A 26,146-nucleotide genomic window follows, 5' to 3' on the forward strand; every position below is an offset into this window, starting at 1 on the left:
CGACCACACCGTGATCCGATTGGTGCACTCACCCCACTCGGAACTCTCCGATCACCGTGACCCCATCGGACTCGTAGACCGGGATGCTGTAGGACTTCCCCGCGGTGGCCTCCTGCCACTTCAGAGCATCCTCTGGGCTGGTGAAGCCCTCCATCGCCGTCGAGCCGTCGACGAAACTCAGTTCGGTCCTGCGGATGTAGCCGCGCGCGCCGTTCGTGGCCGTGGCCGACATCAGGTCGGCCTCGCCCGCGTCCTCCTTGTAGTTGCCGAAGGTCTCCCCCGCCTCGTTGACACCCCAGGCCGTCTCGATGTGGGTGACGAACTGCAGGGTGAACAGCGAGACGACGCCCGGATCCGAGTCGATGTAGATCGTGCCCCCGTCGGCGAGGTCGTGGTCCCTGTATGACCCGGGGCTGGAGCCCGTGGAGATCGACGCGATGTCGGTCTCCGTGCACGAGCTCGAACCGTTGTTGCCCCCGGGATCCTGGCCGAAGCGCACGGTTCCGGGCGTCACGCAGGTGTAGGAGACGCGCACGTGCGTCGCTCCCTCCGGGGGGTCGAGCTGCACGATCGCCGTCCAGCCCGAACCAGCCGGAGCGGGGTGCGGTGACGAGCCGTCGGCCCCGACCTGGAACGTCTCGCTCGGTCCCCGCAGGGAGATGACGGGCGAACCGGGCGAGATGCCCTCCGGGGCGGGGATTCCCCGCAGGCCCGCCTCGAGATCGACGGGCGGCCCAGCGCTCACGACGACGTCGGGCTCGAACGAGGCCGAGGCCGCGGTGACGGCGCCGCCCGCGAGAAGGCCGGCCGCCGCGAAGACCGCGATCCCCGTCCACGGAGAACGGCGACGGGGTGCAGCCGCGGTCACCGACTCCACCAGAAGACGTCGGAAGGCGGCACGACGGCCCGGGTCGAACTCAGGGATGCTCATGCGGGGGTCTCCTCGAACTCGAATCCGCCGGGCCGCGCGAGAGGCGCCTCCTCGGACAGAAGGTCTCTGGCGCGGTGCCGCGCCCGGGTGAGCCGCGCTTTGGCGGCGTGCTGGGTGATGCCGAGGGCCGCGGCGCTCTGCGCCAGCGAGAAGCCCTCGACCGCGGTCAGCAGGAGGATCTGCCGGTCGGCCGGCCTGAGGTCGCGCAAGGCGAGGGCGATCCGGCGTTCCAGGTGGAGCGCGGCGATGTTGTCGAGTGCCACCTCGCCGGCGTCCGCCACGGGCGGATCCGGAGGCAGCTTGGCCAGCAGGTTGCGATGCCGCCGACGGCTGCGCGAGGCGTTCCTCGAGACGTTCGCGGTCGTCACGAGCAGCCACGGCAGCAGAGAGGCATCGACCAGCCTCACCTTCGCCCGCAGCCGCCAGAGCTCGAGGAACACCGTGGCCACGATGTCCTCGGCCTCGTGCGGCGACGGCGCATCGCGCAGCGCCGCTCGGAAGAGTCTGCGCTCGTGCCGATCGAAGATCACGGCGATCGCCTCGCCGTCCCCCTCGAGGCAGCGTGCCCACACCACGTCGTCGGTCTCGTCCCCGGAATCCATGCTCACATCCTGGTATGTCCGGCATCGCGCACACGGGGACAGGCGGCCCCGTTCGGTCTCGACATCGCACTCCACGCGATGGGCACCCACCGAAATGGGGCGGCGCGCCGAAGACGGTGTGCGGGATGAGCGCGCCGGTGGTGGCGCGAGAGGGTTGGATGAGCACATGCGACGACTGCTGAACGGGATGCGCCGCTCGCTGTCGTCCCCCGTGCGCGACGCCCGGTCCGCCGTGGTGATCGGGCGGCTGCTCGCTCTGGCCTTCCTCGTGTGCTTCGGCACCGGGCTCTACAGCCACTTCCTGCAGGATCCGCTGCCCTGGATGCGCTTCGCGACCTGGCCCCAGCTCTACCAGGTGACGCAGGGCACCCACATCGTGGCCGGCATCGCCTGCTTCCCCCTGCTTCTCGGCAAGCTCTACGTGGTCTACCCGCAGCTCTTCCAGACGCCCGCGCTGAAGGGCCCCGTGCACCTGCTCGAGCGCGCCTCGATCGCGCTGTTCGTGGGCGCCTCGCTCGTGCAGATCGTGATCGGGCTGCTCAACACCTACCAGTGGTACCCGTTCCCGTTCAACTTCAAGCAGGTGCACTGGGCGCTGTCGTTCGTGATCATCGGGTCGCTCGCCATCCACATCGCCGTGAAGCTGCCGATCATCGCGCGCAACTGGTCGCGGCGGGTGCCGGAGGAGGACGACGTGCCGCCCGCCGTCGACGAGACCCCCACGCATGGCGTGACCGGGCGCGTGATGCGGTGGATCGACCACACCCCCTCCCCCGAGCCCGCTCTCAGCCGCCGCGGGTTCTTCACCGCCGTCGGCGTCTCCACCGTGGCCGTGATGGCGCTCACCGCCGGGCAGTCGTTCGCAGCTCTCAAGCCGCTCAACCTCTTCGGCCCCCGGCAGAAGGACATCGGGCCGCAGGGGGTGCCGATCAACCGCACGGCCGAGGCGGCGAAGGTCACGGAGTCGGCGATGGCGGCGGACTGGGTGCTCTCGGTCATGGCCGCGGGCACGGTGGCCACCTTCACCCGCGCGCAGCTGCTCGCCCTCCCCCAGACCCAGGTCGATCTGCCGATCGCGTGCGTGGAGGGCTGGAGCCAGATGGCCACCTGGAAGGGCGTGCGGATGCGCGACCTGCTCGAGGCGGCCGGCGCGCCGAGCGACAAGCGGCTCACCGTGAACAGCCTCGAGGAGCGCGGCGGCTACCGCACCACCGAGATGGGGCCCGAGTACGTGGGCGACGATCTCACCCTCGTGGCGCTCGAGCTCAACGGCGGCACCCTCGACATCCAGCACGGGTATCCGGCTCGGGTGATCGCACCCGGCCGGCCCGGGGTGCTGCAGACCAAGTGGCTGAGTTCTCTGGAGGTGGCGTCGTGAAGATCGCCCGGATCGTGCTGCTCGCCATCGGACTCCTCGGCCTGGCCGTGGGCGCCGTCGTGATGGTCACCGAGGTGCGACCCGCGCAGATCGTGGGCGTCGGCATCTGGATCGTCGGCGCGATCGTGCTGCACGACGCCGTGCTCTCACCCGCGCTGCTCGGCGTGGACGTGCTCATGCGGCGCACGGGGCGCCGGGTGCGGCTCGCGGTCGTGGTGATCATCCAGGTGGGCGTGGTGGTCGGCGCGATCATGAGCCTGCTCGTGCTGCCCGAGCTGTACGCCCAGACCCTGGGGCCGAAGAACGACACGGTGCTGCCGCTCGACTACGGCGCCAACCTGGCGCTGTTCTGGATCGTGACGGCGGTGCTCACCGCCGTGGCCTGCATCGTGTACGTGCGAGCGGTCCCCCGCCGCCCCGCGACCATCCGCCCCTAGGGGCCCCGTCGACTGGGCTCAGCGGGCGGTGAGGGCGCTCAGTGGGAGGCGAACGCCGGGACGGCGAGGGCGGCGACGGTGCGCGCGAAGCGCGTGCTGGGGGCCAGGGCCGCCACCTCGAGCGCGTCGTGGTACGTGTCGACGTCGTTGACCTCGGGCAGGAACCCCACGGTGAGGCCCGCGGCGCTGAGGCTCGCGAGCTGCAGCGCTCCCGTGTCGTCGCGCGACATGGGCACGCCGCGCAGCACGTCGCCGATGGGCTCGCGCATGGCGAGTCCCCACCAGCCGCCATCGCTCGCCGGGCCGAAGAAGGCGTCGGGAGCGGTGGCCGAACCGTCGTCGGGGCCCCAGGCCTCGAGCACCGCGTCGACGTGCGCGCGGGTGAGTTGGGGGGTGTCCATGCCGATGAGCAGCATCGGTCCGTCGATCTCGTCGAAGACCGCACCGAGGCGCACGTCGAGATCGCCCTCCACCTGCTGCACGATCTCGAAGCCCTTCGCCTCGGGGGGCAGCAGGCTGCCGCCGAAGGCGATCACCCGACGGGTGGCGGGCAGCGAGGAGACGAGCGTGAGGGTGTCTGCAAGGCTCGCAGCGGCCACCTCGGCGGCCTGCTCGAGCGAGAGCGGCGGGTGGAGCCGGGTCTTGACCCGGCCGGCGACGCATTCCTTGGCGATGACGACGATCGTGAGCAAGGAGACCTCCAAGGTTCGGAGCCGCGATTGCGCCTCACCCTACGTGTTCGGAGGAGAACCCGCCGCGGATTGCGCACCCCCTTGCCACCGGGCGTTCACTCGGCCTTCACTCAGCGAGGGGTTCGTGCCCGTTCGTCGCGGAGGAGGGCCGACATGTCCTTGATGGCGGTGATCGTGCCCTTGAGGGTGCCCGTGACCTTCGAACGGCCCACGCGCGGCGAGTAGGGCGCGTCGATCTCCACGATGCGCCAGCCCGCCGAGTGCGCGCGCAGCAGCATCTCGAGCGGGTAGCCGCTCCGCCTGTCCTCCAGCCCGAGCGCCACGAGCGGCTCGCGGCGCGCGACCCGGAGCGGTCCGAGGTCGCTCAGCCGGATGCCGGCCCGGCGATGGATGAGGAACGCGAGCGCCCGGTTGGCGAACCGCGCGTGCAGCGGCCACGCCCCGCGCCGAGTGGGACGCCGCCTGCCGAGCACGAGGTCGGCCTCGCCAGAGGCGCCAGCCGACCCGCCATGCTGAACGCCATCGGATCCGCCTGGCCGAGCGCCGCCGGGAGCGGAGGCGAGCAGCGCTACGAGCTCGGGCAGCTGCGCGGGATCCATGGAGGCGTCGGCGTCGCAGAAGGCGACGATGGGAGCGGTGGCCGCGAGCAGCCCCGCGTGCGCGGCGGCACCGAAGCCGCGGCGCGACTCCGAGACCACCGTGGCACCGGCCTTGCGGGCCACGGCCGCCGAGTCGTCGGTGGAGCCGTTGTCGACAACGATGCCCCGGTACCCCTCGGGCAGGCGCGAGAGCACCCACGGCAGCGCCCGCTCCTCGTTGAGGCACGGCAGCACCACATCGACGAGCGCCGGAGCGCCGGCTGAGGGGACTGCGCCGTCGGCGGCGGTCATCGGACGGCCGCACGGAGGGGGGCCGCCGCGAACTCGCGCATGCCCTCCTCGAAGTCGATGCCGGCGCTCCAGCCGAGCTCGTCGCGGATGAGCGCCGACGACGCGGTGATGTGCCGCACGTCGCCGAGCCGGTACTCCCCCGTGACCACGGGCGAGGGCCCGCCTGCCGCGCGAGCGAGCGCTGCGGCCATGTCGCCGATCGTGTGCACCACACCGCTGCCCACGTTGAACGCGCGGAAGGTGCCGGAGGGCTGCGCGCTCACCCCGGACACCGCGGCCAGGTTCGCGCCCGCCACGTCGCGCACGTGCACGAAGTCGCGGCGCTGCCCGCCGTCTTCGAACACCCGCGGCGCCTCACCCCTCGCGAGTGCCGATCGGAACAGCGAGGCCACCCCCGCGTAGGGCGTGTTCTGCGGCATCCCGGGCCCGTAGACGTTGTGGTAGCGCAGCCCGATCGCCCGGCCGCCCGTCGATCGCGCCCACGAGGCCGCGAGGTGCTCCTGGCCGAGCTTGGTGCCGGCGTAGACGTTGCGCGGATCGAGCGGCTCGGACTCGGCGATGAACTCGGGCTCGAGCGGCTCCCCCGTCTCCGGGTCGAGCGGCTCGAAGCGCCCCGCGTCGAGATCGGCCTGAGCCCGCGGCAGGGGCCGCACCCGGCCGCGGCTCGAGCGGTAGGCGCCCTCGCCGTAGACCACCATGGAGGAGGCGAAGACGTAGTCGGCGATCCCGGCCCTCGTCATCTCGGTGAGCAGCATGGCGGTGCCGAGCTCGTTGGAGGCCACGTAGTCGGCGGCGTCGTAGAAGTCCACGCCGAGCCCCACCTTGCCCGCCTGGTGGCACACGGCGTCGACGCCTGCGAGGGCCGATCGCACGGCCTCGTCGTCGCGCACGTCGGCGTGCACGAACTCGACGCCCGCGGGCACACCGGATGATGCCGGAGTCGCCGAGGCGCCGTGCACGTCGGCCCGCAGCGAGTCGAGCACACGCACGCTCCAGCCGCCGGCCAACGCCGCCTGCACCACCTCGCGGCCGATGAACCCGGCCCCACCGGTCACAAGGAGCAGACCGGGCGCACCGGCACCAGAACCAGTCCCGGTACCGGCACCGGCACCGACACCGGCCGAACCTGCGCCCGTCACTGCTCGATGCGCAGTTCGTAGCCCGCGTCGCGGAGCTTGGCGATCACCAGCTCGCGGTGATCCGGACCCCTGGTCTCGATGTGCAGCACGAGCTCGACCTGGCTGATCTGCAGCCCCTTGCCGTGCCGCGTGTGCTGCACCTCCACCACGTTCGCGTTGGCCTCGGCCACGAGCTCGGCGGTGCGGGCCAGCTGGCCGGGGCGGTCGGGCAGCATGATGCGCAGCTTGAGGTAGCGCTCGGAGGCGGCCAGCCCGTGGCTGATGACGCGCTGCATGAGCAGCGGATCGATGTTGCCCCCCGAGAGCACCACCACGGTCTTGCCTGCGTCTGTGACCTGCCCCGAGAGCATCGCCGCGACGCCCACCGCGCCGGCGGGCTCCACGACCTGCTTGGCGCGCTCGAGCAGCATCAGCAGCGCCCGCGCGGTGTCGGCCTCGGTGACCGTGACCACCTCGTCGACGAGCTCGCTGATGATGCTGAAGTTGAGGATGCCGGGCTTCGAGACCTGGATGCCGTCGGCGATCGTGGGCGACGTCACGATCTCGAGGGGCTCTCCGGCCGCGAGCGAGGGCGGATAGGCCGCGGCGTTGGCGGCCTGCACCCCGATGACGCGGATGGACCTGCCCTCCACGGCGGCCCGCTGCTTCACGGCGCTCGCGATGCCCGAGATGAGCCCGCCGCCGCCGATGGGCACGACGATCGTGTCGGCATCCGGAACCTGGTCGAGGATCTCGAGACCGAGGGTGGCCTGCCCCATCACCACGTCGATGTGGTCAAACGGCGGGATGATCACGGAACCGGTGGCCTGCGAGAACTCGGCGGCCGCGCGCAGCGCCTCCTCCACGGAGTGGCCGCGCAGGATGACGTCGGCGCCGTAGTGGCGCGTGGCCTGGAGCTTCGGCAGCGGCACACCGACGGGCATGAAGATGGTGGCCTTGATGCCGAGCTCGCGTGCTGCGAAGGCCACGCCCTGCGCGTGGTTGCCGGCCGAGGCCGCCACGACGCCGCGGGCCTTCTCCTCGTCGGTGAGGTTGGAGATGCGGTTGTACGCACCGCGGATCTTGTACGAGCCCGTGCGCTGCAGGTTCTCGCACTTCATGAACACGGGCGAGCCGATGATGTCGGCGAGGAAGCGCGAGCTCTCCATGGGCGTGACCTGCGCGGCCTTGGCCACGCGGAGGCGGGCGGCCTCGATCTCGGGCAGGGAGGGCCCGGCGAAGCCCTCATCGGCGAGGGGCGCGCTCGGCTCCGTGGGCGGGTAGGTGAGGCTGGTGGGCTCAGACATCGGTGAGGGGATCCTTCGGTGGTGTGAGGGCGCGCTCGGCGGCGGACTGCCGCCACGTGCCCTCGGCGACGTACTTGACCATGGCGTTGAGGGTGGCGACGAGCGGCACGGCGAAGAAGGCGCCCGCGATGCCGGCCACCATCGATCCGCCCGCCACCGCGAGCACCACGGCGAGGGGGTGCACCTTCACGGCGGTGCCCATGACGAGCGGCTGCAGCACGTGGCCCTCGATTTGCTGCACGAGCAGCACGATGCCGAGCATGATGAGGGCGATCACCCAGCCGTTGTAGACGAGGGCGATGAAGACGGCCACGGCGCCCGTGAGCACCGCACCGATGATGGGGATGAACGACCCGAGGAACACGAGCACCGCGATGGGGATGGCGAGCGGCACCCCGAGGATGGCCGCCCCCACGCCGATGCCCACCGCGTCGATCGACGCCACGAGGATCTGCACCTTCACGAAGTTCTGCAGCGTGGCCCAGCCGGCTCGCCCGGCGCCATCGGTGGCCGAGCGGGCCTTGCGCGGGAACAGGCGCACGATCCAGGTCCAGATGCGCTCGCCGTCGATGAGGATGAAGAGCGTCGAGAACAGGGTGAGCAGCACTCCCGCGAGCACGTGGCCGATGCTCGACCCCACCGCGGCGGCCCCCGAGAGCAGCGCCTGACCGTCCTGCTGCAGCATGGCCCAGGCCTGGGCCACGTAGTCGTTGAACTCGGTCTCCGAGACCTGCAGCGGCGACTCGGCGAGCAGCAGCTTGAGGTCGTTGTAGGAGTTCATGGTCTGCGAGCGCAGGTCGTCGAAGCCCGAGGTGACCTGGGTGACGACGAGGAAGATGAGGCCGGCCACCACCACGAGCGTGCCCACCTCGGCCGCGGCCACGGCGAGCCCCTTGGGCCAGTGGTGCCGCACGAGGAAGTTCTTGAACGGCACGAGCAGCGCCGAGAGCACGACCGCCACCATGAGCGGGATGACGAGCAGCCGCAGCTGGATGATGAGGAAGCCGAGGGCGGCGAGCACACCGAGCACCACGAGGATGCGCCACGACCAGGCACCGGCGATCTGCATGCCGGCCGGCACGGTGTTGAGAGGAACGGTGCTCTGCGGGTCCGGCGTCACGGCCGGGGCCGAGGCCCGCTCAGCCCGCACCTCGCCGGCCCGAGGCGCGGGGGACGGAGACTTCGGCGCACCATGGCGCAACCGCCCGAACGGAGACATGAGCCAAGTCTAGGAGCGCTTGTATGCGCCCGCTCGCATGCGCGTCACAGCTCCCGGCGCTCGACCGCGACCGGGGCGCCCGCGAACTGCAGCAGCAGGCTCGAGTCGATCTCGGGCACGAAGCCCGCGGCGTGCTGCACGGCGATCACGGTGCCGTCCTCGAGCGCCACCGAGGTGCGCCGGAACGAGCCGAGGAAGCTCGTGGAGACCACCTCGACCGGCAGGCCGGAGTCGCCGAAACGCAGATCCTCGGGGCGCACGAACGCCACCACATCACCGTCTGGTGCCGCCTGGTCGATGAGCGGCAGCCGCACGCCGCCCTCGAGCTGCACCTCGCCGCCCGCGACGACCCCGGGCAACCGGTTGCTCTGCCCCACGAACTCGGCCACGAAGGCCGTGGCCGCGCGACCGTAGAGCTCCTCGGGAGATCCGATCTGCTCGATGCGGCCCGCGCGCATGACGGCGACCCGGTCGGCCACCGCGAGCGCCTCCTCCTGGTCGTGCGTGACGAAGAGGGTCGTGATGCCGAACTCGCGCTGGATGCGGCGGATCTCGTCGCGCAGCTGCACCCGCACCCGGGCGTCGAGCGCCGAGAGCGGCTCGTCGAGCAGCAGCACGCGAGGCTCTGTGACGAGCGCGCGGGCGAGCGCTACGCGCTGCTGCTGACCGCCGGAGAGCTCGTGGGCGAAGCGAGCACCGAAGCCGCCGAGGCCCACCATCTCGAGGGCGTCGGCCGCTCGCGAGCGCCGGGAGGCCGCGGGCACCTTGCGCATCCGCAGCCCGAACTCCACGTTGGCGAGCGCCGTCATGTGCGGGAACAGCGAGTACGACTGGAACACCATGCCGATGTCGCGGCGCCTCGCCGGCACACCGGAGACGTCGCTGCCGTCGATGAGCACCTCTCCCCCGGTGGCGGACTCGAGGCCCGCGAGCACCCGGAGTGCCGTGGTCTTGCCGCATCCGCTCGGCCCCAGCAGAGCCACGAACTCGCCGGGCTCGATCACGAGGTCGATGCCGTCGAGGCCGCGGTGGCCGCCCGGGAACTCCTTCTCGATGGCGCGGAGCTCCACGCGGGCTCCCGTCTCGGGCCCGGTGCCGGTCTGTGCGGTGGGAGTGAGTGTCGTCGTCATGCGCGTGCCTTCTTCTGAGTGCGCGGTCCCGCGCCGATGAATCCGATGCCCACGAGCAGCACGAAGGCGAAGGCCAGCGCGAGCAGGGCGAAGATGATGGCCACGAACGGATCGGCCTTCGAGACGATCACGAGCGAGGTCTGCAGGTTCACGCGGTTGAGCAGCGCCGCGATCGTGTACTCGCCGAGCACCACGGCCACCGAGATGAACGAGGCCGCGAGCAGGCCGCGGCGGATGTTGGGCACCACGACGCGCAGCAGGATGGTGAGCCAGCCCGCTCCCAGGGATCGCGCGGCCTCGCTGAGCGTCACGACGTCGATGGCCTGCAGGTTCGCCTGGATGGCGCGGTAGGCGTAGGGCAGCACGAGGATCCCGTAGGCGAACGAGAGCGGCCAGACACCCGATCCGAAGATCTTCGCCACGACCGAGTAGACGGGGGCGAGGCCCACCACGAGCACGATGGCCGGGATGGTGATGGGCAGCAGGCAGACGAACTCGAGCACCCGCTGCAGGCCGGGGAAGCGGATGCGCACGAGCACCATGGTGGGCACGAGGAGCACGAGCATCACGATGACTGTGACGACCGCGAGCACGAGCGAGTTGGTGAGGCCGGTGAGGATGGGCTTGTACTCGCCCGTGAGCCCGCCTCCGCCGAAGAGCTCCGCCCAGCGGGCGAAGTCGTAGCCGCCCTCGAGGCCGCGCCGCAGCGTGAACTCGAGCATGGCGCCGATGGGCACGAGGAAGAGGCCGCCGATGACGGCGACGATGATCCACCTGGTGAGCCGCGAGGGCCCGGGGTGCACGGTCGGGAGCGTGCGGCCGGTCTTGGCGGTGCTGCCGGTCTTCAGCGAGGAACCGGCGCTCATCGCTGCCACCTCGCCGCGCGGCGCATGAGGAGCGAGTAGAGGGTCATCACGACGACCATGACCACGATCATGCCGAGCGCGAGGGCGCCGGCGAGGTTCTCGCGACCGAGCACGGTCTCGCTCGTGAGCGCCGCGCGGATCTGCAGCGGCACGATCTGCGAGCCCTGGCTCGTGAGGGCCGCCGCGGTGGCGAACGAGGAGAAGGCGTTGGCGAAGAGCAGCAGCAGGCAGCCGAGGAACGACGGCAGCAGCACGGGGGCGCCGATATGCCGCCAGTAGCTCAGGATGCCGCCGCCCAGCATGGCGTTCGCTTCGGCCCACTGCGGTTTGAGGCTCTCGAGGGCCGGCAGGAACGTGATGATCATGAGCGGCACCTGGAAGTAGATGTAGGGCAGGATCAGCCCCGGGGTGTCGTAGAGCCACACGCCGTCGGCGAAGATGTCGAGGCCGAAGGTGTCCTTCAGGTAGATCGTGATCATGCCCTGGATGCCGATGGTCGCCACGAAGGCGAAGGCGAGCATGACACCACCGAACTGGGCGAGCACGCCGCTCGCCGCATCCACGATCGAGCGCAGCGCACCCGTGGGCTTCGCGCCGATGAGGGCGTAGCAGAACAGGGCGCCGAGCACCGCGCCCACCACGGCGGTGAGGGCCGAGAGCCAGAGCGAGTTGCCGAAGGTGTTGAGCACCACGGGGTCGCCGAGGGCCGCGAGGTTGGTGAACGTGAAGGCGCCGTCGCCGTCGACGAGGCCCGTGAGCAGCGCCAGCACGGTGGGCAGCGCGAGGAAGAGCAGGATGTAGGCGGCGAAAGGCACGAGGCCGAGCACACTGCCGGAGATGAGGGAGCGCCCCCTCCGGGGCGCACCCGAACCCCGGGTCGGCAGGATGCCTGCCGACCCGGGGCTCAGGATGCGTTCGTCGGTCACTGGACCGCGGCCGCCCACTTCTCACCGAGCAGCGTCGAGGCCGCCTCGGCCTGCGCGGCGTCGGGCACGACGGTCTCGTCGGGGGTCTCGGGCAGAGCCGAGAAGAGCTCCTCGTCGATGGTGCCGGCCTCGGCCATGGCGTCGGCGCGCACGGGGCGGGCGCCTCCGGCGAGCCACAGGTTCTGCGCCTCGTCGCTGTAGAGGAACTCCTGCCACAGGCGCGCGGCGGCCGGGTTGGGCGCATCCACGTTCACGGCCTGGTTGTAGTAGCCCGCGTAGCCGGTGCCCGGGAGGATGGCGACCTCCCAGTTGCGCTGGCCCTCGAGGTCGGCTCCGTAGCCCACGTTGAGGTAGTCCCAGTCGAAGACCACGGGGGTCTCGCCGCTCGCGATGGTGGCGGGCGTCGGGTCGATCTTCACGAAGTTGCCGGCCTTGTTGAGCTCGGAGAAGAAGTCGATCCCGGCCTGGAAGTCGTCGACCGATCCACCGTTCTGCACGGCGGCGAGGCCCACGGCGGCGAAGGCCGCACCGGCCTGGGTCGGGTCGCCGTTGATGGCGACCTTGCCCTTGTAGTCGGCGCCGAGCAGGTCCTCGAGGCTCTCGGGGGCGGGGACGGCGTCGGGGTCGTAGCCGATGGCCATGTATCCGCCGTAGTCGCCGACCCAGAGGCCGGACTGCTCCTTGAGCGCATCCGGGATGTCGTCCCAGGTCTCGACCTTGTAGGGAGCGAACTGGTCGGTGTTGGCGAGTGCGACGGCGGCACCGAGGTCGAAGACGTCGGGTGCGGTGTCCTGACCCGCGAGGTTCTCGGCGGCCTGGATCTCCTCGGCGCTCGAGGCGTCGGGGCTGGCCTCGTTGATGGTGATCTCGGGGTACTTCTCGGCGAAGGCGTCGAGCACGGCGCCGTAGTTCGCCCAGTCGCGCGGCAGCGCGATGACGTTGAGGGCGCCTTCGGCCTTGGCGGCCTCTTCGAGGGCCTCGAGCGAGCCGAAGTCGGCGAGGCTCGTGGCGGTGGCGGCGTCGACGGCCGCGCCGTCGGTGGAATCGCCGGCGGTGGCCTCGGCCGAGCAGCCGGTGAGGCCGAGGGCGAGAGCTGCGACGACGGCTAGGCCCGTGGTCGCGATGCGCTTGGTGAGCACGTGTTCCTCCATGATGTCGGCCGCCGGCCGCCCGCGCTGTGAGCGGGCAGTTGCGGTGCCGGTGCGCCGACACGAGCAGACTAGGGAGGCTGTGGGGCGCACATCCGTCGGCTCCGTGAACCGGGTGTGAACGACCGATGTCGGGATCCGCGGGGCCGGGCGCCGGGGGTGTCGGAGGCCCCGGGTAGGGTCATGGACCATGGTCGACAGCATCTCCGCCGCGCTGGCCCGGCGCGTGGCCCTCGCCGCGCAGGGCTTCGGCGCGGCACCCGGCAGCACGCCGGGAACCCCCGGAACGCGCCAGTTCGGCCTGCTGCTGCGACGCCTGGGGCTGCTGCAGATCGATTCGGTGAACGTCTATGAACGCAGCCACTACCAGCCCGTCTTCGCGCGCCTGGGGCACTTCGACAAGGCGCTGCTCGACCGGCTCACCTACGGCAGGTCGGTCACCGAGTACTGGGCGCACGAGGCGTCGTTCCTGCCGATCGAGACGCTGCCGCTCCTGGGGTGGCGCAAGCAGGAGTACCGCGACTGGTACGCCGCTCGGGCCGCGAGCGGCGGTTCCGACCCGGCCGCCGAGGCCATGATCGGGTGGCTGCGGGCCGAGCTCGCCGCCAAGGGGCCGATGCGCGCGAGCGAGATCGAGCACGAGTCGAACCGCAGGCAGGGCCCCTGGTGGGGCTGGTCGGAGGTCAAGCGGGGGCTCGAGACGATGTTCCGCACGGGAGACGTGGTCTCGGCGGGGCGGGTGCGCTTCGAGCGTGTCTACGCGCTGCCCGAGCAGGCGCTGCCGGACTCGGTGCTCGGCGTGGAGGTGCCGCGGCCGGAGGCGATCCGGCAGCTGATGTCGATCTCGGCGCGCGCTCACGGGATCGGCACGGTGAAGGATCTGGCCGACTACTTCCGGCTCAAGACGGTCGACGCCCTGCCGGCCATCCAGGCCCTCGAGGAGGAGGGCGAGCTCATCCCGGTCGCCGTCGACGGGTGGGCGAAGCCGGCCTGGCTGCACCGCGACGCGCGACGGCCCAGGAGGCTCGAGGCGGCGGCGCTGCTCTCGCCGTTCGACCCGGTGGTGTGGGAGCGTTCGCGCACCGAGCGGCTCTTCGACTTCCACTACCGCATCGAGATCTACACACCCGAGCCCAAGCGGGTGTTCGGCTACTACACGCTGCCCGTGCTCATCGACGACCGCATCCCGGCCCGCATCGACCTCAAGAGCGACCGCCAGGCGGGAGTGCTGCGCGTGCAGTCGGCCTGGGCCGAGCCCAACCTCCACCCCGACGACATCCCCCGCATAGCCGCCCTCCTCCGCACAGCAGCCGCCTGGCAGAACCTCCCGGGCCCCATCCACATCACAGGCAGAGGCACCCTCGCAGCAGCCCTGGCCGCCGAACTGAAATCACAGTGACGCCCGCCCATCCCCGACGCAACAGGGCCCTCCCACCCGACCCAAGGTGAGGACGTCGCCGCGTAGCGACGGCGCCCGAACATGCCCCCCGCGCCGCAGAGGCGGCGGCGCGGCAACTAGAACGAGCCGCCCATCGTGCGCAGGCGCTCGACGCGCTCCGGCAGCGGCGGGTGGGTCGAGAAGAGCTTGTCCATGATGCCGGGCTTCATCGGGTCCGAGATCCACATGTGCGACATCGACGACGACTGCCGCAGCATGGGGCGCCCGTAGGCGGCGAGCTTCTCGAGGGCGCTCGCGAGCGCATCCGGGTGCCTCGTGGTCATGGCGCCCGTCGCATCCGCCAGGTACTCGCGCTGGCGGGAGACGGCGAGCTGGACGACCGTGGCGATAAGCGGGGCGATGATGATGGCGATGAGGCCGAACACCATCATGATCGGGTTGGCGTTGTTGTTGCCGCGCCCGAAGAGCGTGAGCCGCAGCAGCAGGTCGGCCACGAAGCCCACCGCCACCACGAGACCGAAGACGATCATCGACACCCGGATGTCGTAGTTCTTGACGTGGCCGAGCTCGTGCGCCATGACGCCCTCGAGCTCCGAGTCGTCCATGATGGCGAGGAGGCCCGTGGTGGCGGCCACGACGGCGTGCTCGGGATCGCGACCCGTGGCGAAGGCGTTGGGTGCCGGATCATCGATGATGTAGACCTTCGGCATGGGCATGCCTGAGGCGATCGAGAGGTTCTCGACCACGCGGTAGAGCCGCGGGTTGTCGCGCTTCTCGATCTGCCGGGCGCCGCTCACGGCGAGGGCCTGACCGCTCGCCGCGAAGTACTGGATGAGCGCGTAGACGATGGCCACGACGACCGTGATGATCACGATCGTGAGGTTGCCGTAGACGTAGCTGGCGAGCCAGCCGAGCCCACCGATGATCAGCAGGAACAGCGCGATGATGATGACCGTGTTGCGCTTGTTCTTGGCTATGGCGCGATACATGGACCGGTTCTAGAACTGCACGCGCGGCGGCTCGGCGATGGCCGCCACGTCGGAGACCTCGAAGAACTCGCGCTCGGTGAAGCCGAGGCGGCGGGCGAAGACGTTGTTGGGGAACTGCTGGATCTTGGTGTTGAGCTCGCGTACACCACCGTTGTAGAAGCGGCGCGAGGCCTGCACCTTGTCTTCGGTGTCGACGATCTCGGCCTGCAGCTGCAGGAAGTTCTGGCTGGCCTGCAGCTGGGGGTACGCCTCGGCGACCGCGAAGATGCTCTTGAGCGCGTTCTGCATGTGGTTCTCGGCGACCGACGCCTCGGCGGGCCCCTGGGCCCCGAGAGTCTCGGCGCGTGCCTTCGTGACGTTCTCGAAGACGGCCTTCTCGTGTGCCGCGTAGCCCTTGACCGACTCGATCAGGTTGGGCAGCAGATCGGCCCGGCGCTTGAGCTGCACGGTGATGTCGCTCCACGCCTCGTCGACCCGCACCTTGAGCGAGACGAGCGAGTTGTAGGTCGCCCACAGGTAGATGCCGATGATGACGACGAGTGCGACGACGATGAGTACCGGGATCAGCCATTCCATGGCCCCGAGTATAGCGATCCGACGGGTGTCGTTCAGGGGCCGCGGGGTGCTCTCCCAGCTACCGCGACCCGGCGACCGATGCGATCGGTCGCCTACCGCGATTCGGCCAGCAGCCGGAACCAGCGGTAGGAGTCCTTCGGCGTGCGCGTGAAGTCGTCGAAGTCCACGTGCACGAGTCCGAACCGCTGCGTGAACCCCGCCGCCCACTCGAAGTTGTCGAGCAGCGACCAGGCGAAGTAGCCGCGCAGGTCGATGGCGGAGGCCGGGCCGCCGCCCGACACGGCCCGCACGGCGGCGTCGAGGTGCTCGGCGAGGTAGTCGATGCGTCGCCCGTCGGCCACGAAGGGTGTGCCGTCGTGCTCGTCGAGCTCCACGAGGTCGGGGAAGCTCGCGCCGTTCTCGGTGATGTACACGGGCGGCAGCACGTCGCCGTAGCGCTCGGCGATCTCGTCGAGGGCGGTGCCGAGGAACTCGGGGGCGATGGGCCAGCCGAAGCCCGTGCGGTCGAACTCGGGCCACGGCTCGAGGTGGAACGGCAGCTTCGCCATGGCAGACGACGCCCCATCCGGGTTGGCCGAGCCACCCGACCCCGCCGCGATGCGCGTGGGCATGTAGTAGTTGAGGCCGTAGAAGTCGAGCGGTTGCGAGATGAGGGCGAGGTCGGCCGGATCCGCGTCGAGGATGGCCCCGAAGAGCGGCGCGAAGCCCTCGGAGGGCTCCGCATAGCGGCCGAGCAGCACCGGATCGGCGAAGAGCCGGTTGTGCAGCAGGTCGAACAGCTCGGCGAACACCACGTCGGGCTCGTCGGCCGTGGCGGCCACCACGGGCGAGTGCACGTTGACGATGCCCACCTGGCCCCGCACATCCGCTGCTCGCAGTGCCTGCACGGCGACACCGTGCCCCACGAGCAGGTGGTGGGCCGCGGGCAGCGCATTGAACAGGCGGGTGGCGCCCGGCGCGTGCACACCCAGCGCGTAGCCCTGCAGTGTGACGGTCGCGGGCTCGTTAAGGGTGGCCCAGTGGCCGATCCGGTCGCCGAACTCCTCGCCCAGGGCGAAGGCGAGGTCGCCGAAGCGCAGCGCCGTGTCGCGGTTGAACCAGCCGCCCGGCAGCTCGGTGGGCGTGTCCCAGTGGAAGAGCGTGGCGAAGGTGCTCACACCGGCGTCGTCGAGGCCGTCGAGCAGGCGGCGGTAGAAGTCGAGGCCCTCCTGGCGCAGGGCGCCGCGGCCCTCGGGCTGCAGGCGCGGCCATGAGAACGAGAAGCGGTACGCGTCGGCGCCGAGGTCGCGGAGGAGCGCGACGTCCTCCGGCATGCGGTGCAGGTGGTCGGCGGCGCGATCGGCCGTCGAGCCGTCGACGATGCGGCCGGGCTGGGTGGTGAACGCATCCCACACCGACTCGCCGCGGCCGCCCTCGTGGGTGCCGCCCTCGATCTGGAAGGCGCTCGTGGCGGTGCCGAGCACGAAGCCGTCGGGCAGGCGCGAGGCGAGGTCGCGGGCGAACTCGCGGCGCTCCTCGGGGGATCGCACGCTCACTCCCCCAGCACGCGGGCGAGGTAGGCGTTGGTGAACAGGCGCTCGGGATCGGCCGCGTCGCGGAGGGCCACGAAGTCGGCGTGCCGCGGGTAGAGCCCCGCCAGCTCGGCTGCGCTCTTCGTGTGCAGCTTGCCCCAGTGGGGCCTGCCCCTGTGCGTGTCCATGATCTCCTCGACGGCTTCGAAGTACTCGGTGTGGTCTTCGCGGTGGTAGCGGTGCACCGCGATGTAGCCGGTCTCCCGGCCCGTGGCGGTGGAGAGCCACAGGTCGTCGGCGGCGGCCTGCCGCACCTCGATGGGGAAGGAGATGCGCCAGCCCCGCTCGGTGATGAGGGCATCGATGGCCCGCAGCGCCTCGGGAACCGCCTCGGCGGGGAGAGCGTACTCCATCTCGCGGAAGCGCACGGTGCGGGAGGTCGCGAACACACGATGCGAGTGGTCGGAGTAGGTGCGGTGCGACCAGAGCCGCTCGGCGAGCCGGTTGACCGTCGGCACGATGGCGGGAGCGAGGCGACCGGCCGCGCACGTGACGCGGTAGACGCCGTTGGCCAGGAGGGTGTCGTCGAGGAACGCCTGGGCCCTGCCGAGCGGGGCGAGCTCGGTGTCGGCGGGGAGGCGGCGGTTGCTCTTGGTGACCGCCGTCGTGGTGCCGGGGAACCAGTAGAACTCGAAGTGGTCCGTGGCGGTGGCGTGGCCGTGCAGGTCGCCGATGACCTCGTTGAGGGGCAGCGGGCGCTCCACCGCCTCGAGGGCGAACGCGGGCACGCACTGCAGCGTCACCTCCACGATGATGCCGAGGGCGCCGAGCGAGAGGGCGGCGGCGGGGAGCAGCTCGGGCTCGTTCTCCTCGTCGATGCGGCGGAGCTCGCCCTCGGCGGTCACGAGCGTGATGCCGACCACCTGGGTGGCGATGCCGCCGAAGGCCGTGCCCGTGCCGTGGGTGCCCGTGGAGATCGCGCCCGAGATGGACTGCCGGTCGATGTCACCCATGTTGGCGAGCGCGAGCTCGTAGGGGCGCAGCAGTCGGGGCAGCTGGTGCAGGCGGGTGCCCGCGAGCAGGGTGACCCGCCCTCGATCGCGGTCGACCGACACGATGCCGGTGAGGTCGTCGAGCTCGAGCAGCACACCGGTGGCCACCGCGATGCCCGTGAAGCTGTGGCCGGCGCCGACTGCCTTCACCCTGAGGCCCGAACGGGCGGCGGCCGTGACGGCCCGCTGCACGGCGCCGATGCTGCCAGGGCGCTCCACGCGCACCGGCTGCACCGTCTCGGTGCGCGCCCAGTTGGTCCACGTGCCGTTCGATGCCGTCACAGGAACGCCTTCCCCTCGCCGCGGTAGGTCGGCACCACGTCGACGACCTCGCCATCCGACACCACCACGAATTCGTCGACGTGCTCGGAGAGCTCGCCCGACTTGGTGTGCCTGAGCCACACCCGGTCGCCCACGGCGAGGGCAGCGGCGCCCCGGCCCGAGAGCGGGGTCTGCACCTCGCCCGCCATCTCGCGGGGCTGCATCTCGACCGCGCGGGGCCAGACGATCTGGGGCAGCCTGTCCGGCGCGGGCGGGCCGGAGGCGATCCAGCCGCCGCCGAGCAGGGTCGCCATGTCGGCCCGGGGCTTGCGCACCACGGGCAGCGCGAAGGCCGCCGCGGGAGCGGGGCGGAACCGGGAGTAGGTGTCGAAGAGGTGGCCGCCGAGCAGGCCCGATCCGGCCGCGATCTCGGTGACGGAGGGGTCGGCGCTCGTGGACTCGAGGGAGCCCGTGCCTCCCCCGTTCACGAACTCGAGCGGGGCGAGGGCCCGCACGGCAGCCACGACGGCGCCGCGGCGCTCAGCGAGCTCGCGGATCGATCCGGCCTGCATGGCGTCGATGACCCGGCCCATCGCCCTCCGCACGAGCGGGTTGCCCGTGGGGCGGTTGCCCACGCCCGCGATCTGGGACTCGTACGCCATCATGCCCACGAGGGTGAAGCCCGGGCGGCGGAGCACCTCACGGGCCAGTGCCGTGGCGTCGTCGACGGTCGCGATGGGTGAGCGCCACACGCCGAGGCGGCCGAGGGCGGGGGCGGTGAAGGCGGAGTCGAGCTCGATCGCCACGCGGAGGGGCGGCCTCCCGCCCGGGGGCACGGCGGCGTCGATGAGGTCGAGGTGGGCTCGGGAGTCGATCATGAGGGTGATGGAGGCTGCTCGGCGCTCGTCGGCGGCGAGCTCGCGGAGGGCGTGGCGGTCGGCCGTAGGGTAGCCGACCACGATGTCGAGGGGGCCGGGGGCTGAGCGGGTGGGGCCGGCGGTCGCTGTGCCTGCGGCGGCTGTGCCAGCGTCCGTCTCGGCTGCGCGGTCGCTCAGCCAGAGGGCCTCGGGGAGGGTGTACGCGAGGATGCCGGCGTACCCGGGCAGGGCGAGCACCGCATCCTGCACCGCCCGCACGCGCACCGACTTGCTCGCCACGCGGATGGGCCGCCCGCTGGCCCGCTCGAGCATCGAACGGGCGTTGTGCACGAGCGCCTCGAGGCCGATGACCGCCACGGGGGGCTCGAGGTCGGCTGTGGCGTGGGTGAGGCTCCGCCAGTAGCGCTGCTCGTCGCGCCAGGCGAGCGGATGCGCGGGGGTGCGGGAGAGGTCGAGTCCGGTCATCGGGTGGTGCTCCGATCGGGGGTGGGATGCGGGGTCATCGCACGCTCCGCACGCGCGAGACGGCGATGGCGCCCGCGAAGCCGAAGAGGGCGGAGGCGAGGAAGAGCCCCGGGAAGCCGCCGATCCACGTCACGACCGCGGCGCCCACGAGGGGTGCGATCGCCTGGGGCACGGCGGTGGCGATGTTCATGATGCCGAGATCCTTGCCGCGGGAGTCCGGATCCGGGAGCACCTGGGTGGCGAGGGCCTGGTCGACCGAGAGGAACGAGCCGTAGCCGAGCCCCAGGATGGCGGCGGCCACCATGGTGACGGTGAGATCGGGCACGAAGGCGAGCAGCAGGGCGGCGATCGCCTGCAGCACCGCGGCCGCGAGCACGAAGACGCGGCGGCGGCCCAGGCGGTCGGAGAGCGTGCCGGCCACGATCGAGGCGATCACCACGAAGACCGTGTAGATGACGATGAGCACGAGCAGGTCGTCCTCGGCGTTCGGATCGTTGAGCCCGAACATGAGGAAGTACAGCAGCAGGGTGGTACCGAGGGCGTTGCCGATGTTGACGAGCACGCGGCTGAGCAGGGTCCAGCCGAAGTCGGGGTGGGTGCGGGGGCTCACCCAGAAGCCCTCGATGAGGGTGCGGAGGGTCAGCGGCTCGCGGGCCTTCGCGGTTCGGGAGGGGGCATCCGGAACCCAGAGGCAGAACGGGGCGACGAGGATGACGAGCAGCACGGCGACGGCGGAGTAGCCGAGCAGCTGGCCGGTGAAGAGGGTGGTGGCGAGCAGCACGCCGAGGATGAGGCCCACGGCTTGGGGTGCCGAGATGAAGCTCGAGGCGAGGCCGCGCTGGTGCACGGGCACCTGGTCGGAGAGCAGGGCGGTGAGGGCGGCGGAGAGCACACAGAAGCCGATGATGGCGAGGCTCCAGAACACGCCCATGAGCACGAGGTCGTGCTGCAGGCCGAGCAGCACGAGGGAGACGGCGAAGAGCAGGGTGCCGGCGGCGATCCAGGGGCGGCGGCGGCCGAAGCGGGAGGTGGTGCGGTCGGAGAGGGCGCCCGTGACGGGGAAGGTCACGAGGGCGAAGGCGCCGGCTATGGCGGAGATGATGCCGAACGCGACGACGGAGTCTGTCCACTGGGCGGTGTCGAGGCGGGCTTCGACCTGCAGCGGGAGGAGGAGCTGCACGGGAGTGAGCTGCGCCATCCACACGCCGAGCCACGCGGTGCCGAAGAGCGCGATCCACGCGCCCCCGACCCTCCGCACGGGCTCGGTGGCTTCGCCGCTGGTGGGGCCGGTGGCGCCGCCGCCGCTGGTTGCGCGGGAGGTGGCGCCGGGACCGCCGGCGGGGCCGGGGCGGCCGGCGGGGCCGGAGGTGGCACCGGGTTGTGCGCCGGGAACGGGCTCGCTCATCGCGCTGCCACCTCTCTGTGTGCCGCGCCCGCGCCGGGCTCGGTGGGGACGGCCGTCTGATGGGCCGGGATGGGGGCGGGGCCGGTCACCACTGCCTCGGCGGCGAGGGCGCGGGCGGCGAACGCGAGCCCCGCGTCGGCACGCGCGTCGGCCTCGCGCCGGCCGGGGTTCGCGGCGGAGGTGGAAGGCGGGGCGGAACTGGGCGTGAGCACGGAGGTCGCGATGGCGGTCGGGGCCGCGGTGGGTGGCGAGGTCGCGGCGGATGGCGAGGTCGCGGCTGATGGCGCGGGGGTGCCGGGCGCGGGGGTGCTGGGGGCGGGGGTGCTGGGGGCGGGGGTGCTGGGGGCGGGGGTGCTGGTGGTGGGGAGCGGGGGGTCGGCGGCGGCGATGTCGGCTAGCCAGGCGAGGGTGATGCCGTCGGTGAGGGCCACGAGGTGCGCGGCGGGGGTGTCGGTGCCCCCCGGCCACGTGCATCCGGTGCGGGAGGCCGCCTCGGCGAGCGCGTCGGCGGCGAGGCGGCGGTAGCTCGCGTACTGCTGGGCGGCGAGCGCCTGCATGCCCTCGGTGCGCAGGGCGTACTGGGTGAGCTCGAACATGGCGCGCTCGCGGGCCGGGTCGGCGCGCACGCCGTCGAAGTAGCGGCGCAGGCCCTCGGCGAGCACCTCCTCGAGCGAGCTCCCGGCGGCCGAGTCGAGCTGGAGAACGGCCTCCTGGCCCCCCACCACGTCCTCCACCAGCTCGGCGAGCAGCTCTTCGCGCGAGGTGAAGGCGTAGTGGAAGCTCGCGAGCTTCATGCCCGCCTCGTCCACGACCGCGCGTGTGGTCGCGCCCGCCACCCCGACCCTGGCGATCACCGCGAACGCGGCGGCGAGCAGTCGCTCGCGGCGTTCCCCCACCGGCATCCGAGTCATCGGCTCGCTCCCCCACCCGCCCGACTGGGTCAGACGACCCAGTTGCGTCAGTATGCCCGAGCGGGGGCCCGGCGTCCACGGTCGTCTCCGAATTTCATCGGAAACGCCGCACCCGGGCTTGGAATCATCGGCGGCGTCTGCGTGAATGGGACGCGGTGTCGGGATCGCAGCGGGAGCGTGGTGAGCCGGCGTCGCGGCCGCGCGACGCCGCACCGAGCCGATCCCGCCCGCGGGCCGCGCCCCGGCCCAGCGCCCGAGTCCCCGCCCTCGCAGTAGCGCTCCTGGCGATCGGCATGCTCGCGATCCTCCCGCTCGCAGCAGCCCCCGCCGTTGCTGCCCCAGCCGCCGGGGCCGTGGTGCTCCGGGGGGCGGTCGAGGTGCCCGCGCCGGAGCCCGCGCCGGCGCCGGCGCCCGACTCGGCGGCTCCCACGCCGCCACCCAGCGAAAGCCCCGAGCCCGATCTGGCCCCCACCATCCTCAGCTCGCCCGCCGACGGCGCTCAGCTCGACGGCACCGCCACCGTCTCCGGCACCGCGCAGCCGGGATCGAGCGTGCAGATCCAGGTCGGCGGATCCACCGAACCCGCCTGCATCGTCACCGCCGACGCCGACGGTGCCTTCACCTGCGACCTCTCCGATCTCGAGAGCACCCCCTCCACTACTGTGCGCGCCGTCGCCCTCCTCCCCGGTGGCGGAACGGCCGACGCCACGGTGACCGTGCGCATCCTCACCGCCCCCGTCGTGACAGGCGGGCCGCGCGGCGCCCTCACCAACGCGGTCGTGCAGGGCTCGGCGTATCCGGGAGCCACGGTGTCGGCCACCGCGAGCGGCTTCGGCTGCACCTCCACCGCCGACACCTCGGGAGCCTGGTCGTGCCCGCTCGGCGACGGCATCACCGACGGCGACCACCTCGTCTCGGCCACCCAGTCCACGGAATGGAGCGACGGCGACTCCCCCGCGAGTGCCCCGATCGCCATCACCGTCGATGCCACGGTGCCGTCGGCTCCCGTGCTGCAGTCGCCGTCCGCGCGGGGCACGCTGCCGCTCACGGGCGCTGTGTTCAGCGGCCTCGGCGAGGGCGGCGCCACCGTCTCCGTCTTCGCGGGTGCGCACATGCTGTGCGATGCGGCCGTCGCGAGCGGGGGCGCGTGGTCGTGCCGGGCCGGTACCGTGCCCGCGGGCACCTACAACCTCGCGGTGCTGCAGCAGGATGCGGCCGGCAACGTGAGTGTGCAGTCGGGCGCGCTGGTCATGACCTTCGCCGCGGGCACGCCCACCCCGCGGCCGACGGGTGGGGCGACCACGCCGACCTCGCCGGGTGGTGCTGTGCCCGCGCCTGGGGCGACGCAGGGTGGCTCCGGATCGGGCGCACCTGGGTCGGGCGGATCCGGCGACTCGGGGGCCGGTGAAGCAGGCTCGGGCGAGACGGGCACCGAGGCTCCGGGGTCGGGCGCTCCCGGGTCTGGCGGGTCTACGGGCTCGGGCAGCGGATCGGGTGAGCCCGGCGGCGGATCTGCCTCGGGGCCTGTCGTCACGATCCCCGACAGCTGGTCGAACGCCACGTCGTTCTCGGCCTCGTTGCAGCCCGCGTTCGGATCGGCGGCGGCCCCGCTGTGGTGGGTGGCGCTCGTGCTGGCCGCAGCCGCGCTCCTGCTCGTGGCACTCCCGGCCCGCCTCCTCGAGAAAGCCCTCCGCCCCACCCCGAAGCCCGCCCATCCCCAGCCCATCCGCCCGGCGTCGCCCCCACCGACCCCGGCACGTACCTCGGCATCGGCATCGGCATCGGCATCGGCCACCGGATCGCACCCCGGAGCCTTGGCGCCCACCGGATCCACCCGAGCCACCTTCCCGCAGACCGGATCCGCCCTGGGCGCTACGACGGCGACCGGATTCGACCAGGGAGCCTTCACGCAGACCGGATCCGGGCTGGGTGCCTCGACGGGTGGCGGGTGGGGCCGGGGTGTTTCAACGGGGACCGGGCCGGTGCTGATTGGGCGGGTTCTGGGGCGCAACCGGGTCGGCGAGGAGTTCGAGAGGGCGCCCGACGTGCAGGTCGGGCCCTGGGCCACACGGGCGGCGGCGCTGCTGGCCTCCGCCGCGATCGTCACGCTCTCCGGGCCCGTGGCCAACGAGCCGGCCTACCTGCGGCTCTTCGTCTCGGTCGTGGCCGCCGTCGTCGTCGTGAACGTCGCGGCCACCGTGCTGCCCGCGGTGCTCGCTCGTGCCGCGTTCGGCATCCGTTCCACGGTCCGCCTGCGGCCCGCACTGCTGCTCGTCTCGGCGGCCTTCGCTCTCGTCTCGCGAGTGGCCGAGGTCGAGCCGGCGCTCGTCTTCGGCCTCGTCGCCGGCCTCGCCCTGGCGGTTCCCGCCACCGAGGTGGCTCGGCTCAGCTCGTCCGCGCGGCGCGCGGCCCGCGCCGCACCCACTCGCAGCCCTCTGCTGGAGCGGCACGCGTGGGGGCGGCTCGCGACTGTGCAGGTGATCGTGCTCGTGGTGGTGGGCGGGGTCGCGTGGGCGGCCTCGGGGCTCGTGGACGCCGCGGGACCGCAGGCGTTCTGGGCGGTCGGCGGATCGGAGCTGCTGCACACCGTCGTGCTCGCCGCGTTCGGGTCGGCGTCGCTGCTGCTCGTGCCCGTGGGTCGCACGAGCGGGCGTCGCATCCTCGAGTGGTCGCCGGCCACGTGGCTGCTGCTCGCGCTCGCCTCGTTCGCCTCGCTCACGATGCTGTTCGTGCCGTCGCTCACGGAGCTCGCGGCCGGCGGCGGCCTGGTGCCCCTCGCGCTCGTGATGCTCGGATGCGCGGCCCTCTGCGTCTCGGTCTGGGTGTGGCAGCGGTTCGTCGCGACCGCCGACGACGACTGACCGTCGACACCCGACACGCCGGGTGCGCTCGCCCTCGCGCCGTGCAACGGTAGATCCGAGCGACACCGACGCGGTATACGGCGTCGGTCCCACGCACCTCCACCGTTACGTCCCACGCAGGTGGCGACACGCAGGAGTCGACGACGACGCGCAGTGCACGGCTTCTGTGACGCCGTTTGACTCGCGGGTGGGCCGGAGGGGCGGGTGTCGATCTGATCGTCTTAGGATCGGCTCATGACGAACGCGCAGACAGCACCCGACGACCGCGATCGGAACGACGAGACGCCCGGCGGCGCCAGGGCCGACGTTGGCCGAGCCGACGGCAGCAGCGCCCCCAGCAGCAGCGCCCCCAGCAAGAGCGCCCACAGCAGCAGCGTCGATGGCAGCAGCCCCGCGGGCGGCCACTCCCTCATCGAGCACCCGCTCGCCGCCACGGTCACCCCCGACGACTTCAAGGCCGCCTTCCGCAACCACCCCGCCGGAGTCGCCGTCATCACGGCCGACGCCGGCGACGGCCCCGTCGCCCTCACCGCCACCTCGGTGTTCTCGGTGAGTGTGGCGCCGCCGCTGCTCGTGTTCTCCGTGTCGGAGCTCTCGTCGTCGACCCCCACCATCCGTCGGGCCGACACCGTGGTGGTGCACCTGCTCGGCGCCGCGCAGATCGACATCGCCAAGCTCGGCGCCACGAGCGGCATCGACCGCTTCGCCGACACCTCCATCTGGCGCCGACTGCCCACCGGCGAGCCGTACTTCCCGGCCGCGCACGCGTGGATCCGCGGCCGAGTGGTCAACACCATGGACGCGGGCGGATCGACCGTCGTGGCCGTGCAGGCCCTCGAGACCCACGCGCCGCCCGCGGGCGATCCCTCCGCCGACGCGCGCGAGGCCGAGCCCCTCGTCTACCACAACCGCACCTGGCACCGCCTCGGCGACCACTCCAAGATCAACTGAGCCCGCCCGCGGCCCAGCCCGCCGCGCAGCCGGGCTCGCCGCGCAGGCAGGCCCGCCACGCAGGCGGGCTCGCCACGCAGGCAGGCCCGCCACGCAGACAGGCCCCCCACGCAGGCGGGCCCGCCATCGGCGCCGCCGCGGTTCAGAGTCGCATCCCCCGCGGCCTCCGACCCCTCCACGAGCCCGGTGGTCGCGAGGTGTGCACTCCTGAACGCGGACAAAGTCGAACGTCGCGCCGACTGG

23 protein-coding genes are annotated in these 26,146 nt (G+C 72.1%); 5 read left to right on the plus strand and 18 right to left on the minus strand.

The window, feature by feature from the left end; genetic code table 11:
• Positions 1–28 precede the first annotated feature (28 nt).
• Together ACEXQC_RS05260 and ACEXQC_RS05265 are read right to left on the minus strand one after the other, a co-directional pair.
• Positions 29–931, minus strand: coding sequence for a hypothetical protein (locus ACEXQC_RS05260; RefSeq protein ID WP_374819217.1), 903 nt, complete (start codon positions 929–931; stop codon positions 29–31).
• Positions 928–1,533 carry an RNA polymerase sigma factor gene (locus ACEXQC_RS05265; RefSeq protein ID WP_374819219.1) on the minus strand — a complete coding sequence of 202 codons (606 nt, stop codon included), beginning with the start codon at positions 1,531–1,533 and terminating at the stop codon, positions 928–930. The genes ACEXQC_RS05260 and ACEXQC_RS05265 overlap by 4 nt, the downstream gene beginning before the upstream one ends.
• A gap of 166 nt (positions 1,534–1,699) precedes the next feature.
• Here ACEXQC_RS05265 and ACEXQC_RS05270 point away from each other — a divergent pair, with 166 nt between their 5' ends.
• Together ACEXQC_RS05270 and ACEXQC_RS05275 are read left to right on the plus strand one after the other, a co-directional pair.
• A complete protein-coding gene (locus tag ACEXQC_RS05270; RefSeq protein WP_374819221.1) occupies positions 1,700–2,911 on the plus strand; it encodes a molybdopterin-dependent oxidoreductase in 1,212 nt (403 codons plus the stop codon).
• Positions 2,908–3,348: a hypothetical protein gene (locus tag ACEXQC_RS05275; protein WP_374819223.1), complete on the plus strand. Its 441-nt coding sequence runs from the start codon at positions 2,908–2,910 to the stop codon at positions 3,346–3,348. The genes ACEXQC_RS05270 and ACEXQC_RS05275 overlap by 4 nt, the downstream gene beginning before the upstream one ends.
• A 38-nt stretch (positions 3,349–3,386) precedes the next feature.
• Here ACEXQC_RS05275 and ACEXQC_RS05280 read toward each other — a convergent pair whose 3' ends face one another.
• From ACEXQC_RS05280 to ACEXQC_RS05320, 9 genes are all read right to left on the minus strand, one after another.
• Positions 3,387–4,040, minus strand: coding sequence for a TIGR04282 family arsenosugar biosynthesis glycosyltransferase (locus tag ACEXQC_RS05280; protein WP_374819225.1), 654 nt, complete (start codon positions 4,038–4,040; stop codon positions 3,387–3,389).
• Between the two features lie 110 nt (positions 4,041–4,150).
• Positions 4,151–4,930, minus strand: a complete 780-nt coding sequence (locus tag ACEXQC_RS05285) for a glycosyltransferase family 2 protein (protein WP_374819226.1) — start codon at positions 4,928–4,930, stop codon at positions 4,151–4,153.
• Positions 4,927–5,994: an NAD-dependent epimerase/dehydratase family protein gene (locus ACEXQC_RS05290; protein ID WP_374820133.1), complete on the minus strand. Its 1,068-nt coding sequence runs from the start codon at positions 5,992–5,994 to the stop codon at positions 4,927–4,929. Before ACEXQC_RS05290 ends, ACEXQC_RS05285 begins: the two co-directional genes overlap by 4 nt.
• 71 nt (positions 5,995–6,065) lie before the next feature.
• Positions 6,066–7,355 (minus strand): threonine ammonia-lyase, encoded by a 1,290-nt coding sequence (ilvA, locus tag ACEXQC_RS05295; protein ID WP_374819228.1) that lies wholly within the window; start codon positions 7,353–7,355, stop codon positions 6,066–6,068.
• Complete coding sequence (locus tag ACEXQC_RS05300; RefSeq protein ID WP_374819230.1) at positions 7,348–8,574, minus strand: AI-2E family transporter; 1,227 nt, start codon at positions 8,572–8,574, stop codon at positions 7,348–7,350. The genes ilvA and ACEXQC_RS05300 overlap by 8 nt, the downstream gene beginning before the upstream one ends.
• Before the next feature lie 44 nt (positions 8,575–8,618).
• Complete coding sequence (locus tag ACEXQC_RS05305) at positions 8,619–9,704, minus strand: ABC transporter ATP-binding protein (RefSeq protein ID WP_374819232.1); 1,086 nt, start codon at positions 9,702–9,704, stop codon at positions 8,619–8,621.
• Positions 9,701–10,570, minus strand: coding sequence for an ABC transporter permease (locus tag ACEXQC_RS05310; protein WP_374819234.1), 870 nt, complete (start codon positions 10,568–10,570; stop codon positions 9,701–9,703). The genes ACEXQC_RS05305 and ACEXQC_RS05310 overlap by 4 nt, the downstream gene beginning before the upstream one ends.
• Positions 10,567–11,457: an ABC transporter permease gene (locus ACEXQC_RS05315; RefSeq protein WP_374820135.1), complete on the minus strand. Its 891-nt coding sequence runs from the start codon at positions 11,455–11,457 to the stop codon at positions 10,567–10,569. Before ACEXQC_RS05315 ends, ACEXQC_RS05310 begins: the two co-directional genes overlap by 4 nt.
• 35 nt (positions 11,458–11,492) lie before the next feature.
• On the minus strand, positions 11,493–12,647 hold the full coding sequence (locus ACEXQC_RS05320) for an ABC transporter substrate-binding protein (protein ID WP_374819236.1): 1,155 nt from the start codon (positions 12,645–12,647) through the stop codon (positions 11,493–11,495).
• 187 nt (positions 12,648–12,834) lie between these two features.
• Between ACEXQC_RS05320 and ACEXQC_RS05325 the strand changes: the two genes are divergently transcribed.
• The gene (locus ACEXQC_RS05325; RefSeq protein ID WP_374819238.1) at positions 12,835–14,043 is read left to right on the plus strand and encodes a winged helix-turn-helix domain-containing protein; all 1,209 of its coding nucleotides are present in this window, start codon (positions 12,835–12,837) and stop codon (positions 14,041–14,043) included.
• 116 nt (positions 14,044–14,159) lie between these two features.
• On the opposite strand, the gene ACEXQC_RS05330 is transcribed toward ACEXQC_RS05325, so the two are convergent.
• The 7 genes from ACEXQC_RS05330 to ACEXQC_RS05360 form a co-directional block, all read right to left on the minus strand.
• Positions 14,160–15,032 carry a M48 family metallopeptidase gene (locus tag ACEXQC_RS05330; RefSeq protein WP_374819240.1) on the minus strand — a complete coding sequence of 291 codons (873 nt, stop codon included), beginning with the start codon at positions 15,030–15,032 and terminating at the stop codon, positions 14,160–14,162.
• 9 nt (positions 15,033–15,041) lie between these two features.
• Positions 15,042–15,608, minus strand: a complete 567-nt coding sequence (locus tag ACEXQC_RS05335) for a LemA family protein (RefSeq protein WP_374819242.1) — start codon at positions 15,606–15,608, stop codon at positions 15,042–15,044.
• Between the two features lie 92 nt (positions 15,609–15,700).
• Complete coding sequence (locus ACEXQC_RS05340; protein WP_374819244.1) at positions 15,701–17,137, minus strand: glycoside hydrolase family 1 protein; 1,437 nt, start codon at positions 17,135–17,137, stop codon at positions 15,701–15,703.
• 2 nt (positions 17,138–17,139) lie between these two features.
• Positions 17,140–18,453, minus strand: coding sequence for a D-arabinono-1,4-lactone oxidase (locus tag ACEXQC_RS05345; protein ID WP_374819246.1), 1,314 nt, complete (start codon positions 18,451–18,453; stop codon positions 17,140–17,142).
• The gene (locus ACEXQC_RS05350; RefSeq protein ID WP_374819248.1) at positions 18,450–19,775 is read right to left on the minus strand and encodes an alanine racemase; all 1,326 of its coding nucleotides are present in this window, start codon (positions 19,773–19,775) and stop codon (positions 18,450–18,452) included. Before ACEXQC_RS05350 ends, ACEXQC_RS05345 begins: the two co-directional genes overlap by 4 nt.
• Positions 19,776–19,809: 34 nt before the next feature.
• Entirely contained in the window at positions 19,810–21,180 is a 1,371-nt protein-coding gene (locus ACEXQC_RS05355) for an MFS transporter (protein WP_374819250.1), read from the minus strand.
• On the minus strand, positions 21,177–22,091 hold the full coding sequence (locus ACEXQC_RS05360) for a TetR/AcrR family transcriptional regulator (RefSeq protein ID WP_374819252.1): 915 nt from the start codon (positions 22,089–22,091) through the stop codon (positions 21,177–21,179). Before ACEXQC_RS05360 ends, ACEXQC_RS05355 begins: the two co-directional genes overlap by 4 nt.
• 293 nt (positions 22,092–22,384) lie before the next feature.
• Between ACEXQC_RS05360 and ACEXQC_RS05365 the strand changes: the two genes are divergently transcribed.
• On the plus strand, positions 22,385–24,952 hold the full coding sequence (locus ACEXQC_RS05365; protein WP_374819254.1) for an Ig-like domain-containing protein: 2,568 nt from the start codon (positions 22,385–22,387) through the stop codon (positions 24,950–24,952).
• 234 nt (positions 24,953–25,186) lie between these two features.
• The gene (locus ACEXQC_RS05370; RefSeq protein WP_374819256.1) at positions 25,187–25,903 is read left to right on the plus strand and encodes a flavin reductase family protein; all 717 of its coding nucleotides are present in this window, start codon (positions 25,187–25,189) and stop codon (positions 25,901–25,903) included.
• The last annotated feature ends 243 nt before the right edge of the window (positions 25,904–26,146 follow it).

The sequence above is a fragment of the Herbiconiux liukaitaii genome, from assembly GCF_041927495.1.
GTDB classification, from domain to species: Bacteria; Actinomycetota; Actinomycetes; order Actinomycetales; family Microbacteriaceae; genus Herbiconiux; species Herbiconiux liukaitaii.